The 23,036-nt window shown below is 32.7% G+C and carries 23 protein-coding genes; 14 read left to right on the forward strand and 9 right to left on the reverse strand.

What is annotated here, in order from left to right; all coding sequences use genetic code 11:
* Nucleotides 1–134: 134 nt before the first annotated feature.
* A complete protein-coding gene (locus QBK95_RS04340; RefSeq protein ID WP_280930951.1) occupies nt 135–1,241 on the reverse strand; it encodes a hypothetical protein in 1,107 nt (368 codons plus the stop codon).
* Between the two features lie 121 nt (nt 1,242–1,362).
* On the opposite strand from QBK95_RS04340, the gene QBK95_RS04345 reads away from it, so the two are divergent.
* Nucleotides 1,363–2,631 (forward strand): hypothetical protein, encoded by a 1,269-nt coding sequence (locus tag QBK95_RS04345; protein WP_280930953.1) that lies wholly within the window; start codon nt 1,363–1,365, stop codon nt 2,629–2,631.
* 189 nt (nt 2,632–2,820) lie between these two features.
* Here the strand turns inward: QBK95_RS04345 and QBK95_RS04350 are convergent, their stop codons facing one another.
* The 5 genes from QBK95_RS04350 to QBK95_RS04370 form a co-directional block, all read right to left on the reverse strand.
* Entirely contained in the window at nt 2,821–3,225 is a 405-nt protein-coding gene (locus QBK95_RS04350) for a hypothetical protein (RefSeq protein WP_280930955.1), read from the reverse strand.
* A 359-nt stretch (nt 3,226–3,584) separates the two neighbouring features.
* Nucleotides 3,585–4,988 (reverse strand): TolC family protein, encoded by a 1,404-nt coding sequence (locus QBK95_RS04355; RefSeq protein ID WP_280930957.1) that lies wholly within the window; start codon nt 4,986–4,988, stop codon nt 3,585–3,587.
* A gap of 3 nt (nt 4,989–4,991) precedes the next feature.
* Complete coding sequence (locus QBK95_RS04360; protein WP_280930958.1) at nt 4,992–6,344, reverse strand: HlyD family secretion protein; 1,353 nt, start codon at nt 6,342–6,344, stop codon at nt 4,992–4,994.
* An 8-nt stretch (nt 6,345–6,352) separates the two neighbouring features.
* Complete coding sequence (locus QBK95_RS04365; RefSeq protein WP_280930960.1) at nt 6,353–8,020, reverse strand: peptidase domain-containing ABC transporter; 1,668 nt, start codon at nt 8,018–8,020, stop codon at nt 6,353–6,355.
* Nucleotides 8,013–8,699: a TetR/AcrR family transcriptional regulator gene (locus tag QBK95_RS04370; protein WP_280930962.1), complete on the reverse strand. Its 687-nt coding sequence runs from the start codon at nt 8,697–8,699 to the stop codon at nt 8,013–8,015. The genes QBK95_RS04365 and QBK95_RS04370 overlap by 8 nt, the downstream gene beginning before the upstream one ends.
* 151 nt (nt 8,700–8,850) lie before the next feature.
* On the opposite strand from QBK95_RS04370, the gene QBK95_RS04375 reads away from it, so the two are divergent.
* Nucleotides 8,851–9,204: a hypothetical protein gene (locus QBK95_RS04375; RefSeq protein ID WP_280930964.1), complete on the forward strand. Its 354-nt coding sequence runs from the start codon at nt 8,851–8,853 to the stop codon at nt 9,202–9,204.
* Between the two features lie 18 nt (nt 9,205–9,222).
* Here the strand turns inward: QBK95_RS04375 and QBK95_RS04380 are convergent, their stop codons facing one another.
* Nucleotides 9,223–9,591 carry a hypothetical protein gene (locus QBK95_RS04380; protein ID WP_280930966.1) on the reverse strand — a complete coding sequence of 123 codons (369 nt, stop codon included), beginning with the start codon at nt 9,589–9,591 and terminating at the stop codon, nt 9,223–9,225.
* Nucleotides 9,592–9,702: 111 nt separating this feature from the next.
* Here QBK95_RS04380 and QBK95_RS04385 point away from each other — a divergent pair, with 111 nt between their 5' ends.
* From QBK95_RS04385 to QBK95_RS04430, 10 genes are all read left to right on the forward strand, one after another.
* Nucleotides 9,703–9,969 (forward strand): hypothetical protein, encoded by a 267-nt coding sequence (locus QBK95_RS04385; RefSeq protein ID WP_280930969.1) that lies wholly within the window; start codon nt 9,703–9,705, stop codon nt 9,967–9,969.
* 70 nt (nt 9,970–10,039) lie between these two features.
* Nucleotides 10,040–10,426, forward strand: a complete 387-nt coding sequence (locus QBK95_RS04390) for a group III truncated hemoglobin (protein ID WP_280930971.1) — start codon at nt 10,040–10,042, stop codon at nt 10,424–10,426.
* 123 nt (nt 10,427–10,549) lie between these two features.
* On the forward strand, nt 10,550–11,608 hold the full coding sequence (locus QBK95_RS04395) for a 3-oxoacyl-ACP synthase III family protein (protein ID WP_280930973.1): 1,059 nt from the start codon (nt 10,550–10,552) through the stop codon (nt 11,606–11,608).
* Nucleotides 11,609–11,692: 84 nt separating this feature from the next.
* Nucleotides 11,693–12,214 carry a methyltransferase gene (locus QBK95_RS04400; protein ID WP_280930974.1) on the forward strand — a complete coding sequence of 174 codons (522 nt, stop codon included), beginning with the start codon at nt 11,693–11,695 and terminating at the stop codon, nt 12,212–12,214.
* Nucleotides 12,215–12,235: 21 nt separating this feature from the next.
* A complete protein-coding gene (locus tag QBK95_RS04405; RefSeq protein ID WP_280930976.1) occupies nt 12,236–13,084 on the forward strand; it encodes a glycosyltransferase family 2 protein in 849 nt (282 codons plus the stop codon).
* A gap of 149 nt (nt 13,085–13,233) precedes the next feature.
* Nucleotides 13,234–15,537, forward strand: a complete 2,304-nt coding sequence (locus QBK95_RS04410; protein ID WP_280930978.1) for a chondroitinase-B domain-containing protein — start codon at nt 13,234–13,236, stop codon at nt 15,535–15,537.
* 226 nt (nt 15,538–15,763) lie between these two features.
* Complete coding sequence (locus QBK95_RS04415; protein WP_280930980.1) at nt 15,764–16,327, forward strand: TetR/AcrR family transcriptional regulator; 564 nt, start codon at nt 15,764–15,766, stop codon at nt 16,325–16,327.
* A gap of 63 nt (nt 16,328–16,390) precedes the next feature.
* Complete coding sequence (locus QBK95_RS04420; RefSeq protein WP_280930982.1) at nt 16,391–17,137, forward strand: SDR family NAD(P)-dependent oxidoreductase; 747 nt, start codon at nt 16,391–16,393, stop codon at nt 17,135–17,137.
* Nucleotides 17,138–17,165: 28 nt separating this feature from the next.
* On the forward strand, nt 17,166–17,462 hold the full coding sequence (locus QBK95_RS04425; protein ID WP_280930984.1) for a carboxymuconolactone decarboxylase family protein: 297 nt from the start codon (nt 17,166–17,168) through the stop codon (nt 17,460–17,462).
* A 63-nt stretch (nt 17,463–17,525) separates the two neighbouring features.
* The gene (locus QBK95_RS04430) at nt 17,526–18,584 is read left to right on the forward strand and encodes a flavin monoamine oxidase family protein (RefSeq protein ID WP_280930986.1); all 1,059 of its coding nucleotides are present in this window, start codon (nt 17,526–17,528) and stop codon (nt 18,582–18,584) included.
* Here QBK95_RS04430 and pafA read toward each other — a convergent pair.
* Nucleotides 18,581–20,257 carry an alkaline phosphatase PafA gene (gene pafA, locus QBK95_RS04435; protein WP_280930988.1) on the reverse strand — a complete coding sequence of 559 codons (1,677 nt, stop codon included), beginning with the start codon at nt 20,255–20,257 and terminating at the stop codon, nt 18,581–18,583. The genes QBK95_RS04430 and pafA overlap by 4 nt on opposite strands.
* Nucleotides 20,258–20,372: 115 nt before the next feature.
* Between pafA and QBK95_RS04440 the strand changes: the two genes are divergently transcribed.
* Entirely contained in the window at nt 20,373–21,110 is a 738-nt protein-coding gene (locus QBK95_RS04440; protein ID WP_280930990.1) for an MlaE family ABC transporter permease, read from the forward strand.
* A complete protein-coding gene (locus QBK95_RS04445) occupies nt 21,110–21,874 on the forward strand; it encodes an ABC transporter ATP-binding protein (protein WP_280930992.1) in 765 nt (254 codons plus the stop codon). Before QBK95_RS04440 ends, QBK95_RS04445 begins: the two co-directional genes overlap by 1 nt.
* Before the next feature lie 75 nt (nt 21,875–21,949).
* Here QBK95_RS04445 and QBK95_RS04450 read toward each other — a convergent pair whose 3' ends face one another.
* Nucleotides 21,950–23,017 (reverse strand): metallophosphoesterase, encoded by a 1,068-nt coding sequence (locus tag QBK95_RS04450; protein WP_280930994.1) that lies wholly within the window; start codon nt 23,015–23,017, stop codon nt 21,950–21,952.
* Nucleotides 23,018–23,036 lie beyond the last annotated feature (19 nt).

Genomic DNA, 23,036 nt, shown 5'->3' on the forward strand with positions numbered 1-23,036 from the left:
CAATAACTGTAAGTTACCACGTAATAATCGGTAACATATATGACTTTTTCGGAAATATCAGAAACGTTATCAATCTCCAATCTTACCTTTACTAATTGTATAATATAGCAGTTGGTTTTTCTTTTAAATCAGAATTATTCCACTTTAATTCCTGTTGCATCCACAAATCTTCCTGTAACCAACCAACCTCCAAAATCCTCAGAAACCCCTAATAACAAGGTGTTTTTTCCTTTCTTTAAATCCAGATAAATTGCATCAAACAATCCAACTGTGCCCAAATAACGATAATCTCTAGAACGCCATCTATTGTTTCCTTTATAAATTGCTCGACCATTTAAAATTGCTACGACACGATCGCTATATCCAAACTCAAAAAGTTTAGTTTGATCTTTATCAGAATTGATACTAATTTTTGCAAAAACCGTATTACCTGGAATTTTATCTCTTAGAACCACTTGTCTTGCAATATTAGCTGCAGTTCCTTCTTCTACTTGAATTTTCTTGTCCCAGGTTCTAGATGTTATCAGGGATTTTAGTTTTGATACATCTTTTAATTCTTTTTCTTCAAACTTATTAGAGATTTCCCATGTAGAAATCAACCCTTCTATTGGTTTTCTTTCTATAGGTTTGAAATCTTTAATTTCATAAGCATTCTTATCAATTTTGAAATTTGCATAATGCATTGGCGATGCGCCTCCTCCTCCAATCGCAATGCCTCCTTCTTGTGGCTCATGAACCAAAAACCAGGATAAATTAGGCTTCTTTGCGTGATCTAAGTATATCTGAGCCCTATTTCCATTCACAACCAGTTTCACGTGGGTCCAATCATCATAATTATACTCATACAGAAAAGAGTATTTGGGTCCAAAATACAATTGCCATGGCGTAATCCCATTAATTACTGGAGCAACCTGATTAGCATCTGGCTTGCCTGGCAGATGTGGTCTAATGTAAAACGACTCCATATTGTTACGATCCACAGCTCTAAATCTAACTCCAGGAAATCCTTGCCGCTTGGTAAGATATACGTCAAATTCTATTGTCCCATTTAAAAATTTAGTGTCTTTTAGAAATGCCAATCCTCGTTGAATATAGATTGCATCTTTACCCTCATAATTTTCTAATGTATAAGAAGTTGCATTTATTTCCCAATGTAATGTATCTAGAGGGATTATATTTTGAGCATTCGTTTCTTGAATAAAAAACATACCTAATAGTATGTATACGATGAACTTGACCATAAGTTTTATTTTTTGATGTAATTCAAAGATCTTCTGTATGTTTTTAAATTCAGAAACAAGTTCGTTCAAGTCGATTCAATGTTGTTCAAGTCATAATTTTTCTGGAATTTTGTCAATCGATATGAGCAACTATCCGGAACATAGATTAGTAAAGAAATGTTTACTTGAAATTGAAGAGCAATTAGGTTGGGGAGACTCAAACGTATGGCACAATGATGTGTTTATAGAATTAAGTGAAGCTATACAGCTAAAGACTAATGTGCTACTAAGTCCTACTACATTAAAACGTGTTTGGGGCAAAATTACGTACAATAGCGCTCCTAGTATTAGCACATTAAATACATTATCGCAGTTTGCGGGATATGAGAACTGGAGAAATTTCAAGAATAAAAATGATGTAAAAAAACCTACCTGGATAGAAAAGAATGTATTACAACATATTGGAATCATTGTTACTGCCGCCGCTATTATGACTATTGTATTTATTTCCTTTTACTCTATGATTGGATCCAAGCAAGCGCAGACTAAAGACGTAGATCTATCTAAAATAACTTTTAGCAGTAGGCCAATTACTAATGGCTTACCTAATTCTGTTGTTTTTGATTTTGACCTCCAAAAAATACAATCAGATAGCATACATATTCAACAGTATTGGGATGTAACCAAAACAATCAGTTTAAAACCTAAACAAAAACAAGCTACAGGCATCTATTACTTTCCTGGTTATTTTAAAGCTAAATTATTAGTTGACGGAAAGATTATAAAAGAACACGACTTATTTATTGCTTCAAATAACTGGGTTGGCACACTGGATTATCAGCCTATCCCAAAATATATCCAAAGCGAATCACTTAAGGAAACTTATTTATCAACGCCTAAATCCATTCTGGAGGAAATTACTTCACAAACCGATCCTGTTGTTTCTTCATTTCATTTGGTAAAAGACTTTAAGAACATATCAGGAGATTATATCTCTGTTAAAACAGCAGTTCGAAATATTTATAAAGAAAAATGGGCCGTTTGCCAAAAACTCAGGATCGTTATCTTAGGTACAGAAGGTGCTTTGATTATACCTTTTTCTATACCTGGATGTGTTTCTGACATCAATCTGATGTTAAACGATGTTTACTATAGTGGCAAAGAACATGATCTCTCTGCTTTCGGAGTTAATCTTTCTGAGTTTAGAAATATTAACATCCGTATTCGAGAAAAAAAAGTAAGTGTATTTATTGACAATCAGGAAATATACTCTGGCAATTATAATAATTCTATTGGGAATTTAGTAGGTATCCGCTATCGATTTCTGGGAGCAGGAGCAGTTAAATATCTACATATTACAGAGGAGCTTGAAGGGAATACAATCCTTGAGGAGAATTTCAGTGATCATTAAGTATTAGAGTATCTTTTTTTCTATATCTACGATTTATCAAGTATACTATAATCTGACTAAAATATGTTAGCACAACAATTACTAAAGCAAGGTGTTCAGGTCAACCATGAATTAAAAATGTATACTAATAGATCTATAATTATGATCGGATGTGAAGAAGTTTTTCTATTTGTACTGGGACTGCATATATTAACGCTCTATAGATTCTGTATATTTTAGAAATAATTGACATCCCACGATAGACCACGCATAAGTTTCTGCCAATTCAATCTCTTCAGCTATTTGCGCACGTTCTCCTTCAGCGGTACAAATATTCTCAATACGTCGTATCGCTCGTATCATAATATTATATAGTCTATCATCGGATTTTTTGATAATCGGCGATTGATTAGCAACTTCTAAATCATTTTTTATTGTTGCAATTTCACTTCCAATTCCTACCTTCATTACCTGCATCATCGATACGAATCTGATTAATTCTGATAAAAATTCTTGTGGCCTACATAAATAACCCGATCGAGAAGGATTAGGTATAGCATCTATACTTCCATCAGCAACGAATTGTTTTACCATCATAGAAAATTCGGTTGACATATAGGGATCAATGTATTACGTTAACTTATTGCGCTAAAATTATAGGTATACGTAAGTATAAAAAACACGCAATTATACGTGTTTTTTATATTAAAAGCTAGGGAAATTTCCCTTTATGTAATACCCTTAAGAATTACTGCAATCATCCTATCCATTACAGATCTCTAAGCTATTGTAATTAAGTTTTTTACGTATTTTATCCCATGCGTAGTATAAGTTCTGTTTAGGTCAGAACGTTAGGAATATACATTTTCTCTAAGTCCAATTGTGTTTTTAAAAAGCGATTTGTGTCTATATTTTAAAACATTCTGTTGTTGATTAGCGCACAACAGTTTCGATAAAGAATAGTAAAAATTACATTAAAGATTCTCTGGATTTACTGCCAGACTCTTAAATAAGTTTGCTTTGATGCTGAAGTACTTATTCTGTAACTTGTTTCGTTTTAAGGTTGCATCAATTAATTTACTTTCTCTGGAATTGATTAAAAACAACGAACTCTCTCCAAAACTAAACTTACGTTCTTCTGCTTTCAGTAAACTAGTATAATTAGTTACCATATCGGCTATCAACCTATTTTGAGTTTTAAAAGAATCTATCTCATTATAGATTGCATTTACTTTATTTTCTATTTGTAATTGTGCACTTGCCAGTTCATATTTGCTATCCTGTATTTTATATGCTGCAAGTTTTACAGCACCACGTTCTTTTCGTAAGAACAAAGGAAACTGAAATGTTACTCCTCCTTTATAATCTGCGGTATTAAATGAATTAGCTACTTCGGGTGAAGCTGTCAAAAAATTATACTCTAAATTAATTTTTGGTAATAATTTATTTGCTTTTAGTTTACGATCTACCTCTAGTCCTTCAATTTTATAATTCAGAGATCTCAGTTTAGGATGATTTATCACATCCACTTCTGTTAATAATATTTGTTGTATTTCTAAAGTCTGATCTATTATAGCACCTACATCTTTATCGGGAATCACATTAGGTTGTAGTTCTATTGGTATGTTATTTCCAATCCATAAATAATTAGAAAGTATTAATCTGAATTTCATCAATTTTACTTTAGATTGCTCCAAACTCAACCTACGATTTTGAACAATAATTTGAGCTTCTACAGTATCTATTATTGCTTTATCTCCTGCCAATGCGCTTTTCTTCACACCTTCAAAACGAGTTCTTGCGTTGACTAAAAAATTCTCATAAATTTCTTTCTCATTAAATGCTTCAAGCCAATTAAAATATGCTAAGGATGCATTATACAAAACCTCATTTACCAAAATATCACGATCCACTTTGGTTTGTTTTCTATACAGTTTCGCTTTTTTCAAAGCTGCCATACGATCATTTATCAATAATCCTTGCGCAATAGGTATAGATACTCCAGCACTATACAGCCCTTCATCTGGAACTGTTCTTTCTGGGTTTAGAAAGATCCCTTCATTTTGTTCGAAATTAGCTTTCAGTTCTATACCATACCAAGTTGGCACTTTAAAAGTAGCATTCAATAAATCATAGTATTCTGAACCTTTAAACTTTTTTCGGTCAAAATCAACCTCGATTTTAGGATCAAAACCACCTCTAGACTTCAATAGATTTGCTTCTCCTATACTTATAGTTAAATCGGCTTGCTTAGCAACTGGATGATGTTTTTTTACAAAATCTAAATACTCTTTAAAATTAAGAATAGTTACATCCTGTTTCTGCGCACACAAGGTAGTTGTCAAAAAAAGAAAACTATACCACAATAATTTCCTCATAGATCATTTCTTTTTGATAGTTGCCATTTTATCTTCTGGCTGATAATAATTAGGCGGAAAACCATTTAACTGCCTCCATAATTCGAACCAAATCGGAACATCCTCCAAAAGCGCAATAGTATTGGCTCCAGATCCTACACGAACTCCATCAGGCCAAGCGTGATCTTTTGGGTCTGGTGATATCAATACTCTATATTTTCCATTAGTACTGATAAATGTTTCCACAGCAACTATTTTTCCGCCATATGTTCCATAGGATGCATTTGGCCAACCACTGAATATGATTGCTGGCCACCCATCAAATTGTACTCGAACTTCTTCTCCTATATGCACTAGTGGTAAATCTATTGGTTTCACAAAGGTTTCTACTGCGAGATCATATTCTGAAGGCATGATTCCTACTAACTGATCTCCTTCTTTAAAAGTTTCACCAATTCCCGATTGTATAGCCTTATTGATATATCCATTTTGTGGCGCAGTGATATAATACAAAGCATTTCGTATCTCATAGTTGGTATATTGATTCTCTAGTTTGGTTACTTGTGCTTCTGCATCAAACTGACTAGATTGCGCAGTAAACCGATCACTCTGAGACTTAGATATTTTCTCTGCGTACGCTGCACGAATCCTACTCATTTCGATCTGCGCATTGATTACATTATTCTTACTTGCCAGCAATTTATTTTCTTGCGAGACCAGTTTAGCTTGTGTTTCCTGCAATTTTAATCTTTTCTCTTCCACATCGGTTAGAGATTTCAGGCCTTCACTTTCCAATTGAACAATTCGATTGTACTGTCGTTGCGCAATCCCAATATTAGTATTTGCGGCCAATAGATCAATACTATCACTTTTTACTTTTAATTGGGATTGTAATAACTTATTATTTGCCTGTTTCAGTTTTAGTCCTCTTTCCTGCAATAGTGCATTTGCCTGATTTGCCAGTGCTTTTACTTTCTCTTCGTAAGAAGTAACAGCCATAGATTTTGCTTTAATTTGTTGTCCTGTTCTTTCTACTAAATTAGGATCAAAATATTCATTCTTAATCTCAGAAATTCTTAAAATAGTATCTCCTTTTTTAACAAAATTTCCCTCGCTCACGTACCATTCTTCAATTCTACCAGGTATTGGTGATTGTATAGTTTGAGGTCTCTGATCAGGTGTTAATGTAGTTACAAAGCCATTACCCGAAATATTCTGAGTCCAAGGAAAAAACAGAATGATAAAGACAATAATTGTAAACGCTAATAAAAACCGATTGAAGTACTTATAATGATCTTTCCCAAACACTTTCTGTGATGCTTTATACCCTAAAAGATCCACAGTTTTGTTGAGCTTATTATTTGAAATATTCAGCATATATTTTTTTATTTTTCATTTACTATTTTGCCCTTATCCACGGTAATAATCCTACCACAACGAGATATCCATTTATTATTTTCACTAACCACGACAAGTGCCCAAGGATTTACAGGATCTACGAGAAAATCCATAATCCTCAATGCTTCTGCTTCATTAAACTGATCTAGAGGATCTTTTAAAATCAATAGTTTTGGTTTTGTAACAATTCCTCTAGCTAGTACAATCTTTTTAGAAATTGTATACGGAATCTGTTTCCCTTCTGGATACAATATTGTTTGTAATCCTTTTGGTTGTTCTTTTACGAATTGCAACAATCCTACCTTTTCTAAAGCCCAGTACACCTGTTCACTAGTAATACTCTCGTCTCCAAAAGTGATATTTTCCAAAATAGTTCCTTCAAACGGAGATTCTTCTGTTAATGATTGTCCTAAATAACCTCTATAATAATTAAGGTTTACCCCTTTTAGTGAAACATTATTAATATAAATACTTCCAGAATCTGGTTCAATTAAACCAGCAATCAAACGTAAAAGAGTTGACTTTCCTGAGCCGTTAGGGCCTTGAATTAATATGGTACAGCTCTCTGAGATGTTAAGTGAAATATTGTCAATAATATTTTTGTCTCTATCTGGCACTACATAAGAAACCTGATCCAATTCTATTACAAAACCTTCGTCTTCTTTAAAGGGTTTTTCTCCTTCTTGAGGTTCCAGTTCTTTATCTACGATCTGCCCTATTTTCTCTAAAGAGGTAAGCACATCATAAAAAGATTCTAGCCCTACAATAAGTTTTTCTACAGAAGTAATTACCAATAAAATAATGATCTCTGCTGCTACAAATTGACCAATATTCATTTGCTGATTTAAGACTAATACTCCACCTATTAGTAAAAGCCCAGCTGTTACTAATACCTTAAAACCAATCATCTGGATAAATTGCAGCACCAATATTCTAAAATGACTTTCTCTGGAATCTAAATAATCTGCTACTAAAGCATCGTTCTTATTTAGAGATAAACTTGTTCTACCCGATAATTTAAAACTAACGATAGATCTTGCAACTTCCTGAATCCAATGAGCAACCTTATATTTACTTTTAGATTCACTAAGACTTGTCTCCAATCCTTTTGTCGCGGTATATTTAAATACGATATAAATTAGTACCAGTAACAAAAGCCCATAGATGATAAAAAATGGATGATAAAAAGATAATAACAGGAGTCCAAAAATAATTTGAACCAAAGCTGTAGGAAAATCTACCAATATTTTTGATAACCCCTTCTGAATAGTCAATGTATCAAAAAATCGGTTTGCAAGTTCTGGAGGATAGTAATTCCGTAATTCGCTCATCTTAATTTTCGGAAATCGGTAGGTAAATTCAAAAGAAGCTCTGGTAAAAATCTTTTGTTGCACATTTTCGATAATTCTAATTTGCATAAACTGAAGCATCCCTACAAACAAAACTCCCGCTGTAACTAATATGACCAAAATCACCCAAGAAGTACTGACTTGAGCACCTTGAAGTAAATTGATGATAGCCTGTATTCCCAAAGGAAGCGATAGACTTACAAGTCCAGCAAAAATTGCATAATAAAATACTTGAAGGATATCTCTTTTATCAAGTTTTAAGAGTCCCATAAAACGCTGCCAAGCAGTCAGTATGTTTTTAGTCATTCTTTGTATTATTTAAAGAATTAAATACTAAATCGATGAAATAAGTGGTAGGTGTAATCTTCTCATTACAATCGGTTAATGAAGAAAAGTGATCTTTTAAGAAATGCTGGTGTAATGCTCCTTCTATAATAGTACTAGACAAACTCGAAGGATATGGATAGACAGCATCCACTTCAATAATCATATCCTTAATTCTGTTTACAAGTCTTTTATATATAGAAAAGTATCCTTCTTTGTTTTCCTTATCAACCTCTTTAGTCAAATATGATTTAGAGTATTCATTCACAACAATCTTATTTAACAATACTTCATTAATATGCGAGAAAGAAGAATCCTCTTTGGTTGTACGTGTAATTATTTCAATAGATTTCTTAAGTTTTTCTTTCGAATCAGAAATACTATTGGTAGTAAAAACTAATTGATACTCTAACCAACCCCAATACCAAGAGGTTAGATATAAGAGCAATTTGTGCTTATTTTCGAAATATCTATAAATCGAACTTTCGTTAGATCCTATTTTCTCTCCTAACTTTTTGAACGTAAAACAATCAAATCCTATTTCATCAATTAATAGAATACTGTATTCCACAATTTTCTTTCCTAAAGTAGAAGATTCTGGATCCTTGAGATATATATTATTATTAATATTAACCTTTAAATCTTGTAGTATATATTTCATAATTAAAAATATTCATCTCAAAATTAATAGTATTACTATTAAAATATAATACTTTAACTATTATTTAACCCAACTTTATATTTTGTAGTTAATTAAATAATGCTAATTTTATAATCTGAAGGGTACATTATTACTGATAAAACAAATTATTATGAAAAATCTACTATTTATTGCGTTTTTCTCATTTTTAACAATGAATGCTCAACAATCTGAAGTATCAACAACTGATACAATAGAAGTTGGGGATGTACTTACCATTGGTAATCCATCTGGACAAGATTATGAGCATATCTCATTCCCTCCCGTAAATTTTATAATTAAAAAAGGTGGAACTCCAAATTTTAAACGACTAAAAGGAATGCAAGTAATTGTTACCAAGAAAACATCTATAAACGGAGAGGCAAAATTGACTATTACTAGAAAAGATGGAAAACGATTTTTTAATAGTCATCGTTCTGTGAAAGTGGCATTAGCACCTGCATTAGAAACTAAGGAAATTCTATAGTACTATACAGGCTTTACTTTAATTAGAATCAGATTGATCTTTATTGACAGTTTGAAGAAGTTTATCCTGTACTTCCTTATCATCTAGATAGTTTAGTAAAGCTTGTTTAAAATAATCTTTACCGCCATAATATATTCCATTTTCCTCTACTCGATATCCTTCCTTAATCATATCTCCCTCTCCTGTAACTAACCAGGTTGGATTTAATTCTGTATACAATTGTATAATTTTTTCTATAAAATCTCCACCAATATTACTATTTGCAGACTGCAATCTGTGTAAATACCCTGCACTAGCACCAATTGATAGACTAAAACTTCTAAGACTTATCCCTAAGTGTGCTGCAAAAACAATAACTCTATCTAAAATTTTATCTTTTTTATCCAAAATATTGACTATTATTTGTGTATATCTAATATTTTGTATAATATTGTATAACAAAACGATAACACTACGTTCACAAAGATAATTATACCTATCACATTAGCCAACTTATTTATGATCACATCCGAAGAACGCGCTGCAATCTTAAAAGTTCTAGGGAGCAAGCATGTAAAAAAAATACAAGATTACTTGATTGATAACAAAATACTTAGCCCTAACGACAAACCATATTCTAAAACGATCATATCCTATATTCTTTCTGGAGAAAGAGAAAATGAAATTATAGAAAATGCAATCTTTGCATATGCACATCAAAAAATGATAGAAAAAGAAAAACTACAAGAATTGCGTACTCTAATTGTCTCGAAACAAAAATTATAGCCCAAAACCAAAGCACTTGTCCAAATACCTTGTAATTTTGCATAACATACAAACGTAAACCAAGGTATTTTTGGACAAGAATAACACAACATTAAAAGATATTACTACAAGAGAAGACATCGAATTTTTGATGAGGACATTTTACAACAAAGCCTTAAAAGATAGTAGCATTGGAACATTTTTTAATGAAATTGCACAAATCGATTTAGAAATCCATATTCCTCACATTTCAGACTTTTGGGAGCAACAATTATTTTATACTGGAAATTATAAAAAGAATGTGCTACAAATACATCAAAACCTAAATTTGAAAAAAGCTATGGAGAAAATTCATTTCGACACATGGCTCAATTTATTTACCACTACAGTAGATAATAATTTTATCGGAACACGTGCTGAATTGATGAAGACAAGAGCGCTGTCAATTGCTACAGTAATTCAATTAAAAATAAGATAAAAGCACTTTTTTTACATCAAATCCTTTCTTAATGAAAGTTTGAACATCGTAAATTTTACTATGCAAGCATAATAAAATGGTATATAATACGTATCTTCTGTTTTCATACAATAATAAAGAAAGATGAGTATTAAGATAACTGGCACAGGAAGCTATATTCCTACAGAAATCGAAAAAAATGAAGATTTCGAACAGCATCAATTTTTAAATGCTAATGGTAGTGAAATCAATCACCCTACCACAGTTATCATAGATAAATTCAAAAAAATTACAGGTATTGAAGAGCGTAGATACGCATCAAGTAATTTAAACACATCAGATATCGCATTTCTTGCTGCAGAAAAAGCAATCGCTGACGCAAAAATTAACCCAGAAACACTAGATTATATTATTCTTGCTCATAACTTTGGAGATGTATCTAAAGACTCCGCTCAAGCAGATACTGTTCCTAGCCTAGCTGCAAGAGTAAAACATAAACTAAAAATAAAGAACCCCTATTGTGTTGCTTATGATGTCTTATTTGGATGTCCTGGTTGGATTGAAGGAGTTGTGCAAGCTCAATCTTTTATTCAAAGTGGAATGGCGAAAAAATGTTTGGTCATCGGCGCAGAAACATTATCACGGGTTATCGACAAACACGATCGAGACTCTATGATATATTCTGATGGATCTGGAGCTTCTATTGTAGAAATATCTAATAATAATGGCGGAATCTTAGCGTCAGTAACTGCGTCTTACACATATGACGAAGCTAATTTCTTATTTTTCGGAAACACTTATAATACCCAATCACCAGACACCAATAAATATATTAAAATGTATGGCCGTAAGATATATGAATTTGCCTTGAACAATGTACCAATGGCGATGAAAAAATGTATTGACGATGCCAAAATAAGCATTTCAGAAGTAAAAAAAATTCTCATTCATCAAGCGAACGAAAAAATGGATGAAGCGATCGTAAAAAGATTCTATGAACTTTATGATCAAGAAGTACCCACTGGTATCATGCCCATGAGTATACAAAAATTAGGAAACAGTAGTGTTGCCACAATCCCCACACTTTATGATCTCATCTTGCAAGGGAAAATTAAAAATCAGTCGATCCAATCAGGAGATATCCTATTGTTTGCTAGTGTTGGTGCAGGTATGAACATTAATGCTTTTCTCTACCAATTCTAGATCAGTTTATAAAATTCTCCAGTATCTTCGAATAGTAATCTAGGTAATTGTCTATTTTTACAACCAATAAATATAGATTACATTATGTACGAAGGAAAGTTTCCTCACCAACGATACCAAAAAACCTTAGAATTTCTCAGAAAACATGTCCCTGCTCCTGGAGATATTCTTGATCTTGGAGTACATAATCCTTTTGTACCATTTATGGAAAAAGAGGGATACAAAGTAACAAACACATCTGGTGAAGACTTGGACTTACATACAGATATAGTCAAAACAAGTGATGCCGAAATTGTTACGGCTTTTGAAATCTTTGAACATCTTATTGCTCCATTCAATGTACTTAAAGATATTAAGGCAGATAAACTGGTAGCTTCTATACCATTAAGGCTATGGTTTTCTCCTGCCTATCGAAGCAAAACAGATCCTTGGGATCGACACTACCATGAATTTGAAGATTGGCAGTTCGACTGGTTACTAGAAAAAGCAGGTTGGGAAATTAAAGCAAGAAATAAATGGGCACATCCAGTTAAAAAAATAGGATTACGTCCATTGTTACGTACGTTTACTCCTAGATATTATATCGTTTATGCAGAAAGAAAATAATTTATATTTACTCTAATCATCTTGAAGATTTACGTTGTCATACCCGCCCATAATGAAGAACATCTAGTTCATAAGACATTAGCTTCATTAGTTACTCAGACCGTGGTCCCTAATAAAATAGTAGTGGTTAATGACAACTCTACAGATCAAACTGAAGCAACTGTGCGTGATTACATAACCAATCACCCATACATCTCTTTAGTAAATATAAACTCATCTAGTGATCATATACCAGGTAGTAAAGTTATTAATGCTTTTTATCAAGGATATAAAACTGTAGATCATAACTATGATGTGATTTGCAAATTTGATGCAGATTTAATTTTCCCAAATAACTATATAGAAACGATTATTAAAATTTTTGAATCGGATTCTAACATCGGCATGGCGTCTGGGATTTTACATATTCAAAAAAATAATTCCTGGGTATATGAGAATATTGCGAATAAGGACCATATCCGTGGTCCAATAAAAGCATATCGTAAAGAATGTTTTCAGGCAATTGGAGGGCTCAAAAAATCCATTGGCTGGGATACAACAGATGTATTGTTATCTCAATACCATAACTGGAAGACTGTAACTGATACCAATCTTATTGTAAAGCATCTTAAACCAACAGGAAAAGCATACCATAACAGCACAAAATACCTACAAGGAATGGCAATGTATAAGATGCGTTATGGCATAACAATCACAATAATTGCGGCCTTAAAACTAGCCCTATTAAAAAAACAACCTAGATTAATTAAGGACTATCTTATTGGTTTTTTCAAAGCAAAACGAGCACAACAACCTTTTTTAGTATCTAAGTCAGAAGGGGAATTCATAAGAAAACTTCGTTGGAAAAAAATTAAAAAGAAATTATTATAATCTCTTCTCTTCTTATCAAGCTTGGTTATTATAAAAAATAGACCTAAATTGCTCTCACACACAACTTACAAGTATCTACTTTTTACGAAGCATTAGACAATTTTATAGTTTAATGGGAACGTTCAATACAAACATTTCAACAAAAAAACATGAAAAAAAGTAGACTTTATGGCTATTTAATGGCTATAATATTAATTCTAAATTCTTGCTCGCAAACAAATAACAAGGGCCAAAAGAATGATTCTGGGATTGTAAATACAGTAGAAGAATTTAACAAAGCAATAACGCAAGCGAAACCTGGAGATGAAATTATATTAAGTAATGGTATCTGGACTGATGCACATTTTGTAATAGCAACAGAAGGAACGATAAAAAAACCTATTACAATCAAAGCTCAAGAAAAAGGAAAAGTGATTCTATCAGGAAATACTTCTCTAAAAATTGGCGGCAAACATATTATTATTAAAGGATTGGTTTTTGCTGATGGATATACTGAAGAAGATGCTTTAATTATTTTCAAAACAGATGATGGAAAGTTAGCCGAAAACTGTAGACTTACAGAAATTGCAATTGATCATTTTAACCCAACAAATCGATTTGACAAATCTGAATGGATCCATCTTCATGGAAAAAACAATCGAGTAGATCACAACTACTTTGGAGGAAAATTAAATGCTGGTGTGACATTAGTAGTCAAATTAAATAATAAAAATAGCTTAGAAAATTACCATCGCATTGATCATAATCATTTTGGATACAGACCGAACCTAGGATCTAATGGAGGCGAAACATTGCGTGTGGGAGTTTCTACATACTCATTAAGTCCATCAAGAACATTAATTGAAAACAACTATTTTGAACAATGTGATGGTGAAGTAGAAATTGTTTCGCTTAAGTCAAGCGATAATATCGTACGCAATAATGTATTTTATGAATCCGCTGGAGTATTAGCTTTAAGACACGGAAATCGAAATCTAATAGAAAACAATTTCTTTATTGGCAATAACAAACCTGGTACAGGAGGCGTTCGAGTGATTAATGAAGGCCACACCATCAAGAATAATCATTTCCAAGAGTTAAAAGGGAAACGTTTCTTTGGAGCACTTCCCGTAATGAATGGAGTACCCAACTCCTTAATCAACAGATATCACAGAGCAGAAAATACGGATATCATAGGAAACAAATTCTTGAAATGTGATCATATCCAGTTTGGAGTTGGAGCCGATAACGAAAGAACAGATCCACCTCAGCATATCAGATTTACCAATAACACTTTCTATCATCCTACAAGAAAACAAGTATTTGAAGCAATTTCAGACTATAGCACTTTCTCCTTTACTGAAAACACTGTGGTATCTTCGGATATAAGTTTTAGTCATAAGGGGTTTAAAAAATCTGAAATAACATTTTCAAAAGACCCTAAAGATGGCTTATTAAAAAACGAAAGTTACCAACCAGAACTTCCTATTACAAAACATGAGGTTGGACCTAATTGGTATACTCCAAAATCAAAATATTATGAAATCAACACTGAAGATCCAAATATTATCAAGGTGACAACCAATAATAATGGAGCATTACACAACGCTATTAAGCAAGCTAAATCAGGTGATATCATAGAGTTAACATCTGGAACATATGTTTTTTCAGAACCTTTAGTATTGAATACTTCTATAACAATTAACGCCACTGATCCAGAGAAACCAACCATATTTAAATACGAGAAAAACGAATCGCAGTTACCACTTGTCGTTATCGAAAACGGTGGAAGCTTACGCATAAAAGGAGTAATATTTGATGGTGCATCCGATAATGGAATTGCGTTTGCAGGCATTAGCACTTCTAACAAACCAATGATTGCTCATTATAAGTTAAAAGTCGAGTCTTGTGAATTTAAAAACTTCGATGCAAGTCGAAAAACAGCGTTTCGGGCATTTAAGAATACCTATGCAGACACTTTGAGTTTTAAGAATTGTAAATTTCAAAAAATTTCTGGTAATGCTATTAGTTTGGATGGAGAAAATGATGCCAGAGGTCGTTACAATGCTGAATATGTGAACATTGATAATTGTCATTTCCAAAAAGTAATGGGAAACGCTATCTCCTTATTAAGAATGGGTAATGATGAAAGTACCACAGGACCATTCCTAGAACTTACAAACTCTACATTTATAGATGTAAATAATAAAGATTTAGGCAGTGTAGTATTACTTTGGGGAGTTCAGAAATTGAATATTGACAATTTATTATTCATCAATTCTGGAAAAGGTGGAAGAGCTATAAAATATGAAGATCCAGGATGGGCTATTAGCAAGATTGATAATATTAGTCTAATTAATTCTGGTCGAATTGAAACATTTGGAGAGCGTACAGGTAGTAACATTCAAATCGTAAAAACCGAATCACCAATGGCCTATAGCGCCAAATATACAGGATACACTACTGTAGAATAGAGAATTAAAAACATTCAAAAAAACTCGATCCCTATAACCAACCCAATCGTCAAATAACAGTGTGATTTCTGTTAAATTATTCGCAAAACTAGACAGACTTGTCTAGTTTTGTTTTTTTTGTATATATTTGCATTATGAAATAAGCATACTCACTGTTTCAATTTGATTTTGAAAACAGTTCTATGTAATTTCATCTGAACTTTAAAAAGACAGTAATATTAAACAGATGAAACATTCCAAAGTAAGAGATCATATTGTGGAAACTGCTTCTTCCTTATTCTATAATAAGGGGTATAATCTTACTGGAATTAATGAAATTATTAAAGAAGCTGGAATTGCTAAGGCTACTTTATATAACCATTTCCCATCTAAAGAAGATATATGTATAGCGTATCTCCAATTTAAGAATAGCACCTTTACTAAAGATATACGAGATTTTGTACTTACAGCGCCATCAGGAAAAGAACGAATCTATGCCTTATTTAACTTTCTTACGCTTTTCTTTGATCAGAAAGATTTTAACGGATGTTGGTGTTTAAATACATATACCGAAATGCCCAAAGAGAATGAAACTGTTCGTACCGAAATTCAACAACAGAAGAACGATTTTATAGATTTTATAGAAAATCTTGTTATAGAAAATTGTAATCAAAATTCTGATCAAGCTAATAAAATGCTTGCCAGAAAGGTTTACTTGTTATACGAAGGAGCGATCTCAGAGAGTAAATTACATCAAAATACGTGGCCTATAGAAGCCTCTTTATCTTTATGTCAAAAAATTATTGAATAAAAAAATTTATAATAAAAAAGACAGACTTGTCTGTTCATATCTTAACTATTAAATATTTATACAATGACACAATTCAAAAACAAAACGGCCCTAGTAATAGGAGGAACAAGCGGAATAGGTAAGGCAACAGTAAATTCTTTACTAGAAGGAGGAGCTACTGTTCATGTAGTAGGCAGGAATATTTCTAAAATCCCCGATGCCGATAACATTATTAAACATCAGGTTGATATTACAAATACCACCAATGTAAATCAGCTTATTGAAACTATCTCTAAGCTAGATCAGTTAGATTATCTGGTTAACGCATCAGGGATTTTTGGCCCAAAAGCATTTTTAGATCATACTGTAGAAGACTATGACTCTTACCAAGATCTAAATCGAGGATTCTTTTTCATTACACAATCGGCTGCCAAGAAAATGAAAGAAACGAATTCTGGTTCTATCGTAAATGTAGGATCGATGTGGGCAAAGCAAGCTGTAAAAGCTACTCCTTCTTCTGCATATTCTATGCAAAAGGCAGGATTACATTCTCTAACACAACATTTAGCCATGGAGTTAGCAGATCACGGAATTCGAGTAAACGCGGTATCACCAGCAGTAGTAGAAACACCAGTGTATAATGGTGTTTTTGGAGGAGCTGACGAAGCTAAAAAAGCATTAGTAGGTTTTAATAATTTTCACCCTATTGGAAGAAACGGAACTGCTCAAGATGTAGCTAATAGTATTACATTCTTATTATCTGATCAAGCTTCTTGGGTAACTGGAGCTATTTGGGATACCGATGGAGGTGTAATTGCAGGAAGAAATTAATCTTAAAAAATATCGAAGTATGTATGATATGAATCACCTAAAAAAATTAGGTACACTTGGCAACAATGCATCAGAAGCTATGAAAGCTTTTCAGGTTTTTGATAGTATTGCTTTGCAAGAAGGAGTAATTCCTGCAAAATATAAAGAGCTTATGGCAGTAGCAGTTGCATTGACTACTCAATGCCCATATTGTCTCGAAATCCACAAGAAAAATGCAATAAAAGCAGGTGCAACTCAAGAAGAGCTTGCAGAAGCTACTTTTGTGTCTGCTGCGCTACGAGCAGGAGCTGCTGTTGTGCACGGAACACATCTTATGGATGATTAAACACATCATATACAGTGTAAAACTTCTGTACAGTACGTTTTACACTGTATATTTATATACTATATGAAGTCAGAAATATTAATTATCGGTGCTGGATTAACAGGTTTATTACTTGCCTACAAGCTAAAAAAAGAAGGAATATCTGTTAAGGTTATTGAAGCCAGAAATAGAATTGGCGGAAGAATACACACCCTACAATCCAAAAATAATACTCCTATAGAAATGGGTGCTACTTGGTTAAGCTCTCAACATCAAGAATTGGGTAAACTACTGGAAGAATTAGATCTTCCTGTTTTTGAGCAATTCATGGAAGGGATTGCTCTTTTTGAATCACTTTCTACAGCGCCACCACAGGAATTTAAAATTCCTAATAACCAAGAACCTAGTTATCGAGTACAAGGAGGGACAATTTCAATTATTAATAAGCTCTCTGAAATTCTTGATAAAGAAGAGTTAGTTTTAAACGAAAAAATAACGCACATAACGTATACTGATAAACATTTCGAAATTAATTCTTCAACACAGGTATACAAGGCAGAGAAGGTAATTTCTACAATTCCTCCAATGCTTTTAATGCATTCGATACAATTTAAACCCTCATTACCCGAAGTTATTATTGATGTAGCGAATAAAACTCATACTTGGATGGGAAACTCTATTAAATTTGGAATTTCTTATAATAGAGCTTTCTGGAAGGAAAAAAGCTATTCAGGAACAGTTTTCAGTAATGTTGGTCCAATCACCGAACTATATGATCACTCTAATGCAGAAAATACTCGTTTCGCATTAAAGGGGTTTTTACAAAACGAAATGTATACATATTCTAAAACACAAAGAACATCTAAGGTAGTAAACCAGCTACAGAAATTATTTGGAAACGACGCTTTAGAATATTTGGCATACGAAGAAACAGTATGGAAAAACGAATCTTATACTTCTGTATCTTTAGAGAAATTCATATTTCCTCATCAAAATAATGGACATACGAGTTATCAAAAAGGGTTTTTTGATAACAAATTATTTATTGCTGGATCAGAAACTGCTCCTGCCTATGGAGGATATATGGAAGGCGCAGTACTGAGTGCACAATCCATATATCAAAAATTAAAAAATAATTCTTAGTCTAGTACAAATGGCAACACATCACCTGTAGCTCCATTAGGGAATGTAATTCCTAACAATGCAGAAATCGTAGGTGCTATGTCTGGAATCGTGGTTCTTCGTGTTGTGCTTCCTCGTTTTATTCCTTTACCAAAAAACAATAAAGGAGCATGAGTATCATAATTCAAACCGCTTCCGTGTGTAGATCCTGTGGAAGAATATACAATAGTAGCAGGATTAAGCACAAACACCACATCTCCACTCCTTTTTTGATTATATCCTTTTTGGATCAAAGCGGCAGTTCCTTCAGTAAACATCCCTGTTTGTAATTGTTCTCTCGTAAACACTTTATCAATCTGATCATATTGTAGGATATAATGCGCAATAGTTTTCTCTAAATCCTGAGCACTTACATTATTCTTTGCTAATGTATCATATGCAAAAAAGACTTGATCATTGTCTATTTTCTCGATCAACCCATCAACTTTATATCTTTCTTTTACATAAGATTTAACTTTTGTCGATAAGGTATCCATATTAAAATAACCAGAAGGAATCTTCACTGTTTGTAAATATGATGGAACATGAACAGCTCCGTGATCAGCTGTTAAGAAAACAGTATAATTCCCTTTCCCCACTTTTTCATCTAATGCAACAAAAAATCGCTCTAAATCTCTATCCAATCGCAAATAAGTGTCTTCAATTTCTTTTGAATTTACTCCAAAATTATGCCCAACATAATCTGTACTAGAAAAACTGACTGTTAGAAAATCAGTAATTTCATCTTTTCCTAATGCCTCACCATCTATTGCAGCAATAGCAAAATCAGCTGTCAAACTATTACCATAAGCCGATCCTTTGATAATATCATAACCTTCATTCTGATCCTTTAAAGCTTTTAAATCATACGGAAATGTAGCTGTTTCCTTTCCTTTAAAACCTCTTTCAAAATTATTTAAATCTGCTCCACTTTCTGTGTATGAATTGATATCATATAGAGTGTTCCAAACTTTTAAATAGGATTCTGCTTGATCAGAATCATTAAATTGTTGTACCCAATCTGGTAAATTATTTCTATAATAAGTACTCGTAATCCATTTTCCTTCTTCTTTTCCTCTAAACCAATATGCTCCGTTTGCTGAATGTCCAGCTGGCAATATTGCTCCTCGATCTTTTATAGCGATTCCGATGGACTTACCTCTTAATTGCGTATGCAGTCGATTCTGATCCGCAACTGTGGTTGTTTTCATTCGATGTGGAGACATTCGCTCTAATTCACTATCCGATCCAACCGCTAAAACCGAAGGATCACTAGCACAATACACTCCTTTTTTACTAAATTTATCATACCAATAATTAGAGATAATCCCATGATTTTGTGGAGTTGTACCTGTAAACACTGATGCATGTCCAGGTCCTGTATATGTAGGTATATAATTAAAATGATTATTCTTACAATTGAATCCTTCTTTAATCATTCGTTTAAAACCACCTTCACTAAAGCGATCATAAAAACGTGTTAGATAATCATATCTCATTTGATCCACTACCATCCCAACTACCAGTTTCGGAGATACATTAATTGCTTTCTCTTTAGAAAACTCATTCGAATTTGGATCTGGTTGTACTTGTTGTGACTTACATTGTATAGAAAACAGAACTACCCCAAGAATTAAGAATACTTTCTTTACCATTACTTTTTAAAATTTAAATCGCTAAAATAGCATTTATGCAAATGTAAAACTTTAATAGAAGGTTACATGCTGTCCCTAATTTTTTTTCTATTTTAGCCCTTCTAATGTAGGACATATGTTTTATCTAGACGATATTGGTCGTTATTTTTTAATGCTTAAAGGAGTTTTCAGTCGAATGACTAAAGGCTCTGTTCTTAGAAATTTAATTTTAAAGGAAATAGATGACCTAATCATAGGGTCTTTGGGTATTACCGTATTTTTAGCCTTCTTTATCGGAGCAGTTGTTGCGATACAAACGGCATTAAATCTTAACAACCCACTAATACCTAAACAACTAATTGCTTTTGCCTCTCGACAATCGGTAATTCTGGAATTTGCTCCAACTTTTATATCTGTTATTATGGCTGGTAAAGTAGGATCTTTTATTACATCTAGTATTGGTACAATGCGAGTTACTGAGCAAATAGATGCTTTAGAAGTAATGGGAATCAACTCGCTAAACTATTTGGTTTTTCCGAAAATCATTGCGATGTTGATGTATCCTTTTGTCATTGCGATAGCGATGTTTGTTGGTATTTTTGGCGGATATATTGCTGGTGTTTATGGAGGATTTGTTTCGAGTAGCGAATTTATAAGTGGATTGCAAGAAGATTTTATTCCGTTTCATCTGGTTTATGCTTTTATAAAAACATTTTTATATTCTTTCTTATTAGCTACGATACCTTCTTTTCATGGGTACTATATGAAAGGAGGCGCTCTAGAAGTTGGTAAAGCAAGTACCTCAGCGTTCGTATGGACTACTGTAGTAATTATTATAGCTAATTATGTATTAACCCAATTATTATTAAGCTGATGATAGAAGTAAAGGACATACATAAAGCATTTAATGGTGAAGAGATTCTAAAAGGAATAACTACTACTTTTGAAAGAGGAAAGACCAATTTGATTATTGGAACCAGTGGAAGTGGTAAAACAGTTTTCCTGAAATGTATGCTTGGGTTATTTACACCAGAAACGGGAAGCATTTGCTATGATGGAGCCACGTATTCTGATCTAAATGAAGAACAACAAAGAGATCTAAGAGAACAGATGGGTATGGTATTTCAAGGGAGTGCTTTATTTGATTCTATGACAGTAGAAGAAAACGTAATGTTTCCACTTATGATGTTTACCAAACAGAAAAAAGATGAAATGTTAGCACGTGTAAACGAAGTGTTGAACCGTGTAAATCTGGAAAATGCGAATGGTAAACTTCCATCAGAAATTAGTGGTGGAATGCAGAAGCGTGTGGCAATTGCAAGAGCTATTGTGACCAGACCAAAATATCTTTTTTGTGATGAACCTAATTCTGGATTAGATCCTAGAACAGCAATTGTTATTGATAACCTGATTAAAGAAATTACTGAGGAGAATGACATCACGACCATTATCAATACGCATGATATGAATTCGGTAATGGAAATTGGAGAAAAGATCATTTTCCTTAGGTACGGCCATTTAGAATGGGAAGGAGATAAATCTCAAATCTTCCAGACCGATAACGAAGCTGTGACCGAATTCGTGTATTCTTCGAACTTATTTAAGAAAGTAAGAGATGCTCAGTTGAAGGGGCTTTAGAAAAATTATACCGAATTAGTTATTCTTTTTTAATTTCATTCTACAATACTAAATCAATCTTATTTTTCTGGTAGTCTAATGTTTATTAAACTGAACTCTACGGCCATTTCTTGTTCCTCTAGAATATATACCTTTTTCTATGAATAAAACTTCTCCATACTCTCCTTTTTTTATACTTGAATCAACTCCAAAAATTTTATTATCAAATAATTGCACCACTTCATTATTAGAACAATGACCTACTATTATATGATCTGAATCTATTTGCTTAAGTATTTTAGAGATATGTTGATCTTCCAAATTATCCCTAAAATAGCCACGATACCATACTGGCCCTTTTTTTCCAAAATAATTATCATAAAAACCTTTTGCAGTCATTTCTTCTTTACTACGACCAATAGATTTTCTCATTACCTCATTAATCTTTTTTATGTTAAAGCTATTACTAGATAAGAAATCCTTAGAAATTCCACCATGTACAAAAATATCTTCATTGATTTTTAGGATCGTTGGTTTAGAGCGTAACCATCGTCCTATAATTGTTCTATTGCTGTATAGTTGATCGTAATCCATATCAAGTAGTTTGGTAATCAACAAATACTCTTCATCTACATATTTAAGATTTTTATGAAGAACCATATACTCGTGATTACCTAAAATAAAATGAACTCTACCTCCTTCATTCTTTGCTTGTTTTTCAAGTTTATAAACCAGCCAGAGCATTTCATTGACCTTTGACCCTCGATCAAATATGTCGCCTACAATTACTAAATGTCCTTTTCCATAATTCCAGTCTAATGTGTTATTGATTATCTTATTGTTCTTTAAAATATCAATAGCTAAATCGTATTGTCCGTGAATATCACTTAGCGCGACTACATTATCTATGTTTTTATATATTTCTTGATCTGGTTTATAAATAGTATCATAGGTATTTGATGAAAGTTGCCTACTAATTACTTTATCATTCACAATTTTCTTTTCAATTAAATCACCCTTCTCAATAAAAATGTATCCATTATCATACAATTCAAAAAAATCCTCCGCATTATTCGTTTTTTTTGTTTTGTATTCGGTGTAGTGAGTACAGTTAAATAAAGTAAATACTAATACATACAGAAATAAATTACAATTACTTCTCATTTGTCTAACCTTTAACATC

This window comes from Aquimarina mycalae, from assembly GCF_029906345.1.
In the GTDB taxonomy this organism is placed as follows: domain Bacteria; phylum Bacteroidota; class Bacteroidia; order Flavobacteriales; family Flavobacteriaceae; genus Aquimarina.

What these genes read in the sequence shown, in the direction of transcription:
- QBK95_RS04360 (WP_280930958.1), bottom strand. Translation starts at nt 6,344, where the DNA reads ATGCTGAATATTTCAAATAATAAGCTCAACAAAACTGTGGATCTTTTA.
- QBK95_RS04420 (WP_280930982.1), top strand. Translation starts at nt 16,391, where the DNA reads ATGACACAATTCAAAAACAAAACGGCCCTAGTAATAGGAGGAACAAGC.
- QBK95_RS04445 (WP_280930992.1), top strand. Translation starts at nt 21,110, where the DNA reads ATGATAGAAGTAAAGGACATACATAAAGCATTTAATGGTGAAGAGATT.
- QBK95_RS04355 (WP_280930957.1), bottom strand. Translation starts at nt 4,988, where the DNA reads ATGAGGAAATTATTGTGGTATAGTTTTCTTTTTTTGACAACTACCTTG.
- QBK95_RS04395 (WP_280930973.1), top strand. Translation starts at nt 10,550, where the DNA reads ATGAGTATTAAGATAACTGGCACAGGAAGCTATATTCCTACAGAAATC.
- QBK95_RS04410 (WP_280930978.1), top strand. Translation starts at nt 13,234, where the DNA reads ATGAAAAAAAGTAGACTTTATGGCTATTTAATGGCTATAATATTAATT.
- QBK95_RS04430 (WP_280930986.1), top strand. Translation starts at nt 17,526, where the DNA reads ATGAAGTCAGAAATATTAATTATCGGTGCTGGATTAACAGGTTTATTA.
- QBK95_RS04415 (WP_280930980.1), top strand. Translation starts at nt 15,764, where the DNA reads ATGAAACATTCCAAAGTAAGAGATCATATTGTGGAAACTGCTTCTTCC.
- QBK95_RS04385 (WP_280930969.1), top strand. Translation starts at nt 9,703, where the DNA reads ATGATCACATCCGAAGAACGCGCTGCAATCTTAAAAGTTCTAGGGAGC.
- QBK95_RS04350 (WP_280930955.1), bottom strand. Translation starts at nt 3,225, where the DNA reads ATGTCAACCGAATTTTCTATGATGGTAAAACAATTCGTTGCTGATGGA.
- QBK95_RS04365 (WP_280930960.1), bottom strand. Translation starts at nt 8,020, where the DNA reads ATGACTAAAAACATACTGACTGCTTGGCAGCGTTTTATGGGACTCTTA.
- QBK95_RS04370 (WP_280930962.1), bottom strand. Translation starts at nt 8,699, where the DNA reads ATGAAATATATACTACAAGATTTAAAGGTTAATATTAATAATAATATA.
- QBK95_RS04400 (WP_280930974.1), top strand. Translation starts at nt 11,693, where the DNA reads ATGTACGAAGGAAAGTTTCCTCACCAACGATACCAAAAAACCTTAGAA.
- QBK95_RS04375 (WP_280930964.1), top strand. Translation starts at nt 8,851, where the DNA reads ATGAAAAATCTACTATTTATTGCGTTTTTCTCATTTTTAACAATGAAT.
- QBK95_RS04425 (WP_280930984.1), top strand. Translation starts at nt 17,166, where the DNA reads ATGAATCACCTAAAAAAATTAGGTACACTTGGCAACAATGCATCAGAA.
- pafA (WP_280930988.1), bottom strand. Translation starts at nt 20,257, where the DNA reads ATGGTAAAGAAAGTATTCTTAATTCTTGGGGTAGTTCTGTTTTCTATA.
- QBK95_RS04340 (WP_280930951.1), bottom strand. Translation starts at nt 1,241, where the DNA reads ATGGTCAAGTTCATCGTATACATACTATTAGGTATGTTTTTTATTCAA.
- QBK95_RS04345 (WP_280930953.1), top strand. Translation starts at nt 1,363, where the DNA reads ATGAGCAACTATCCGGAACATAGATTAGTAAAGAAATGTTTACTTGAA.
- QBK95_RS04450 (WP_280930994.1), bottom strand. Translation starts at nt 23,017, where the DNA reads ATGAGAAGTAATTGTAATTTATTTCTGTATGTATTAGTATTTACTTTA.
- QBK95_RS04440 (WP_280930990.1), top strand. Translation starts at nt 20,373, where the DNA reads ATGTTTTATCTAGACGATATTGGTCGTTATTTTTTAATGCTTAAAGGA.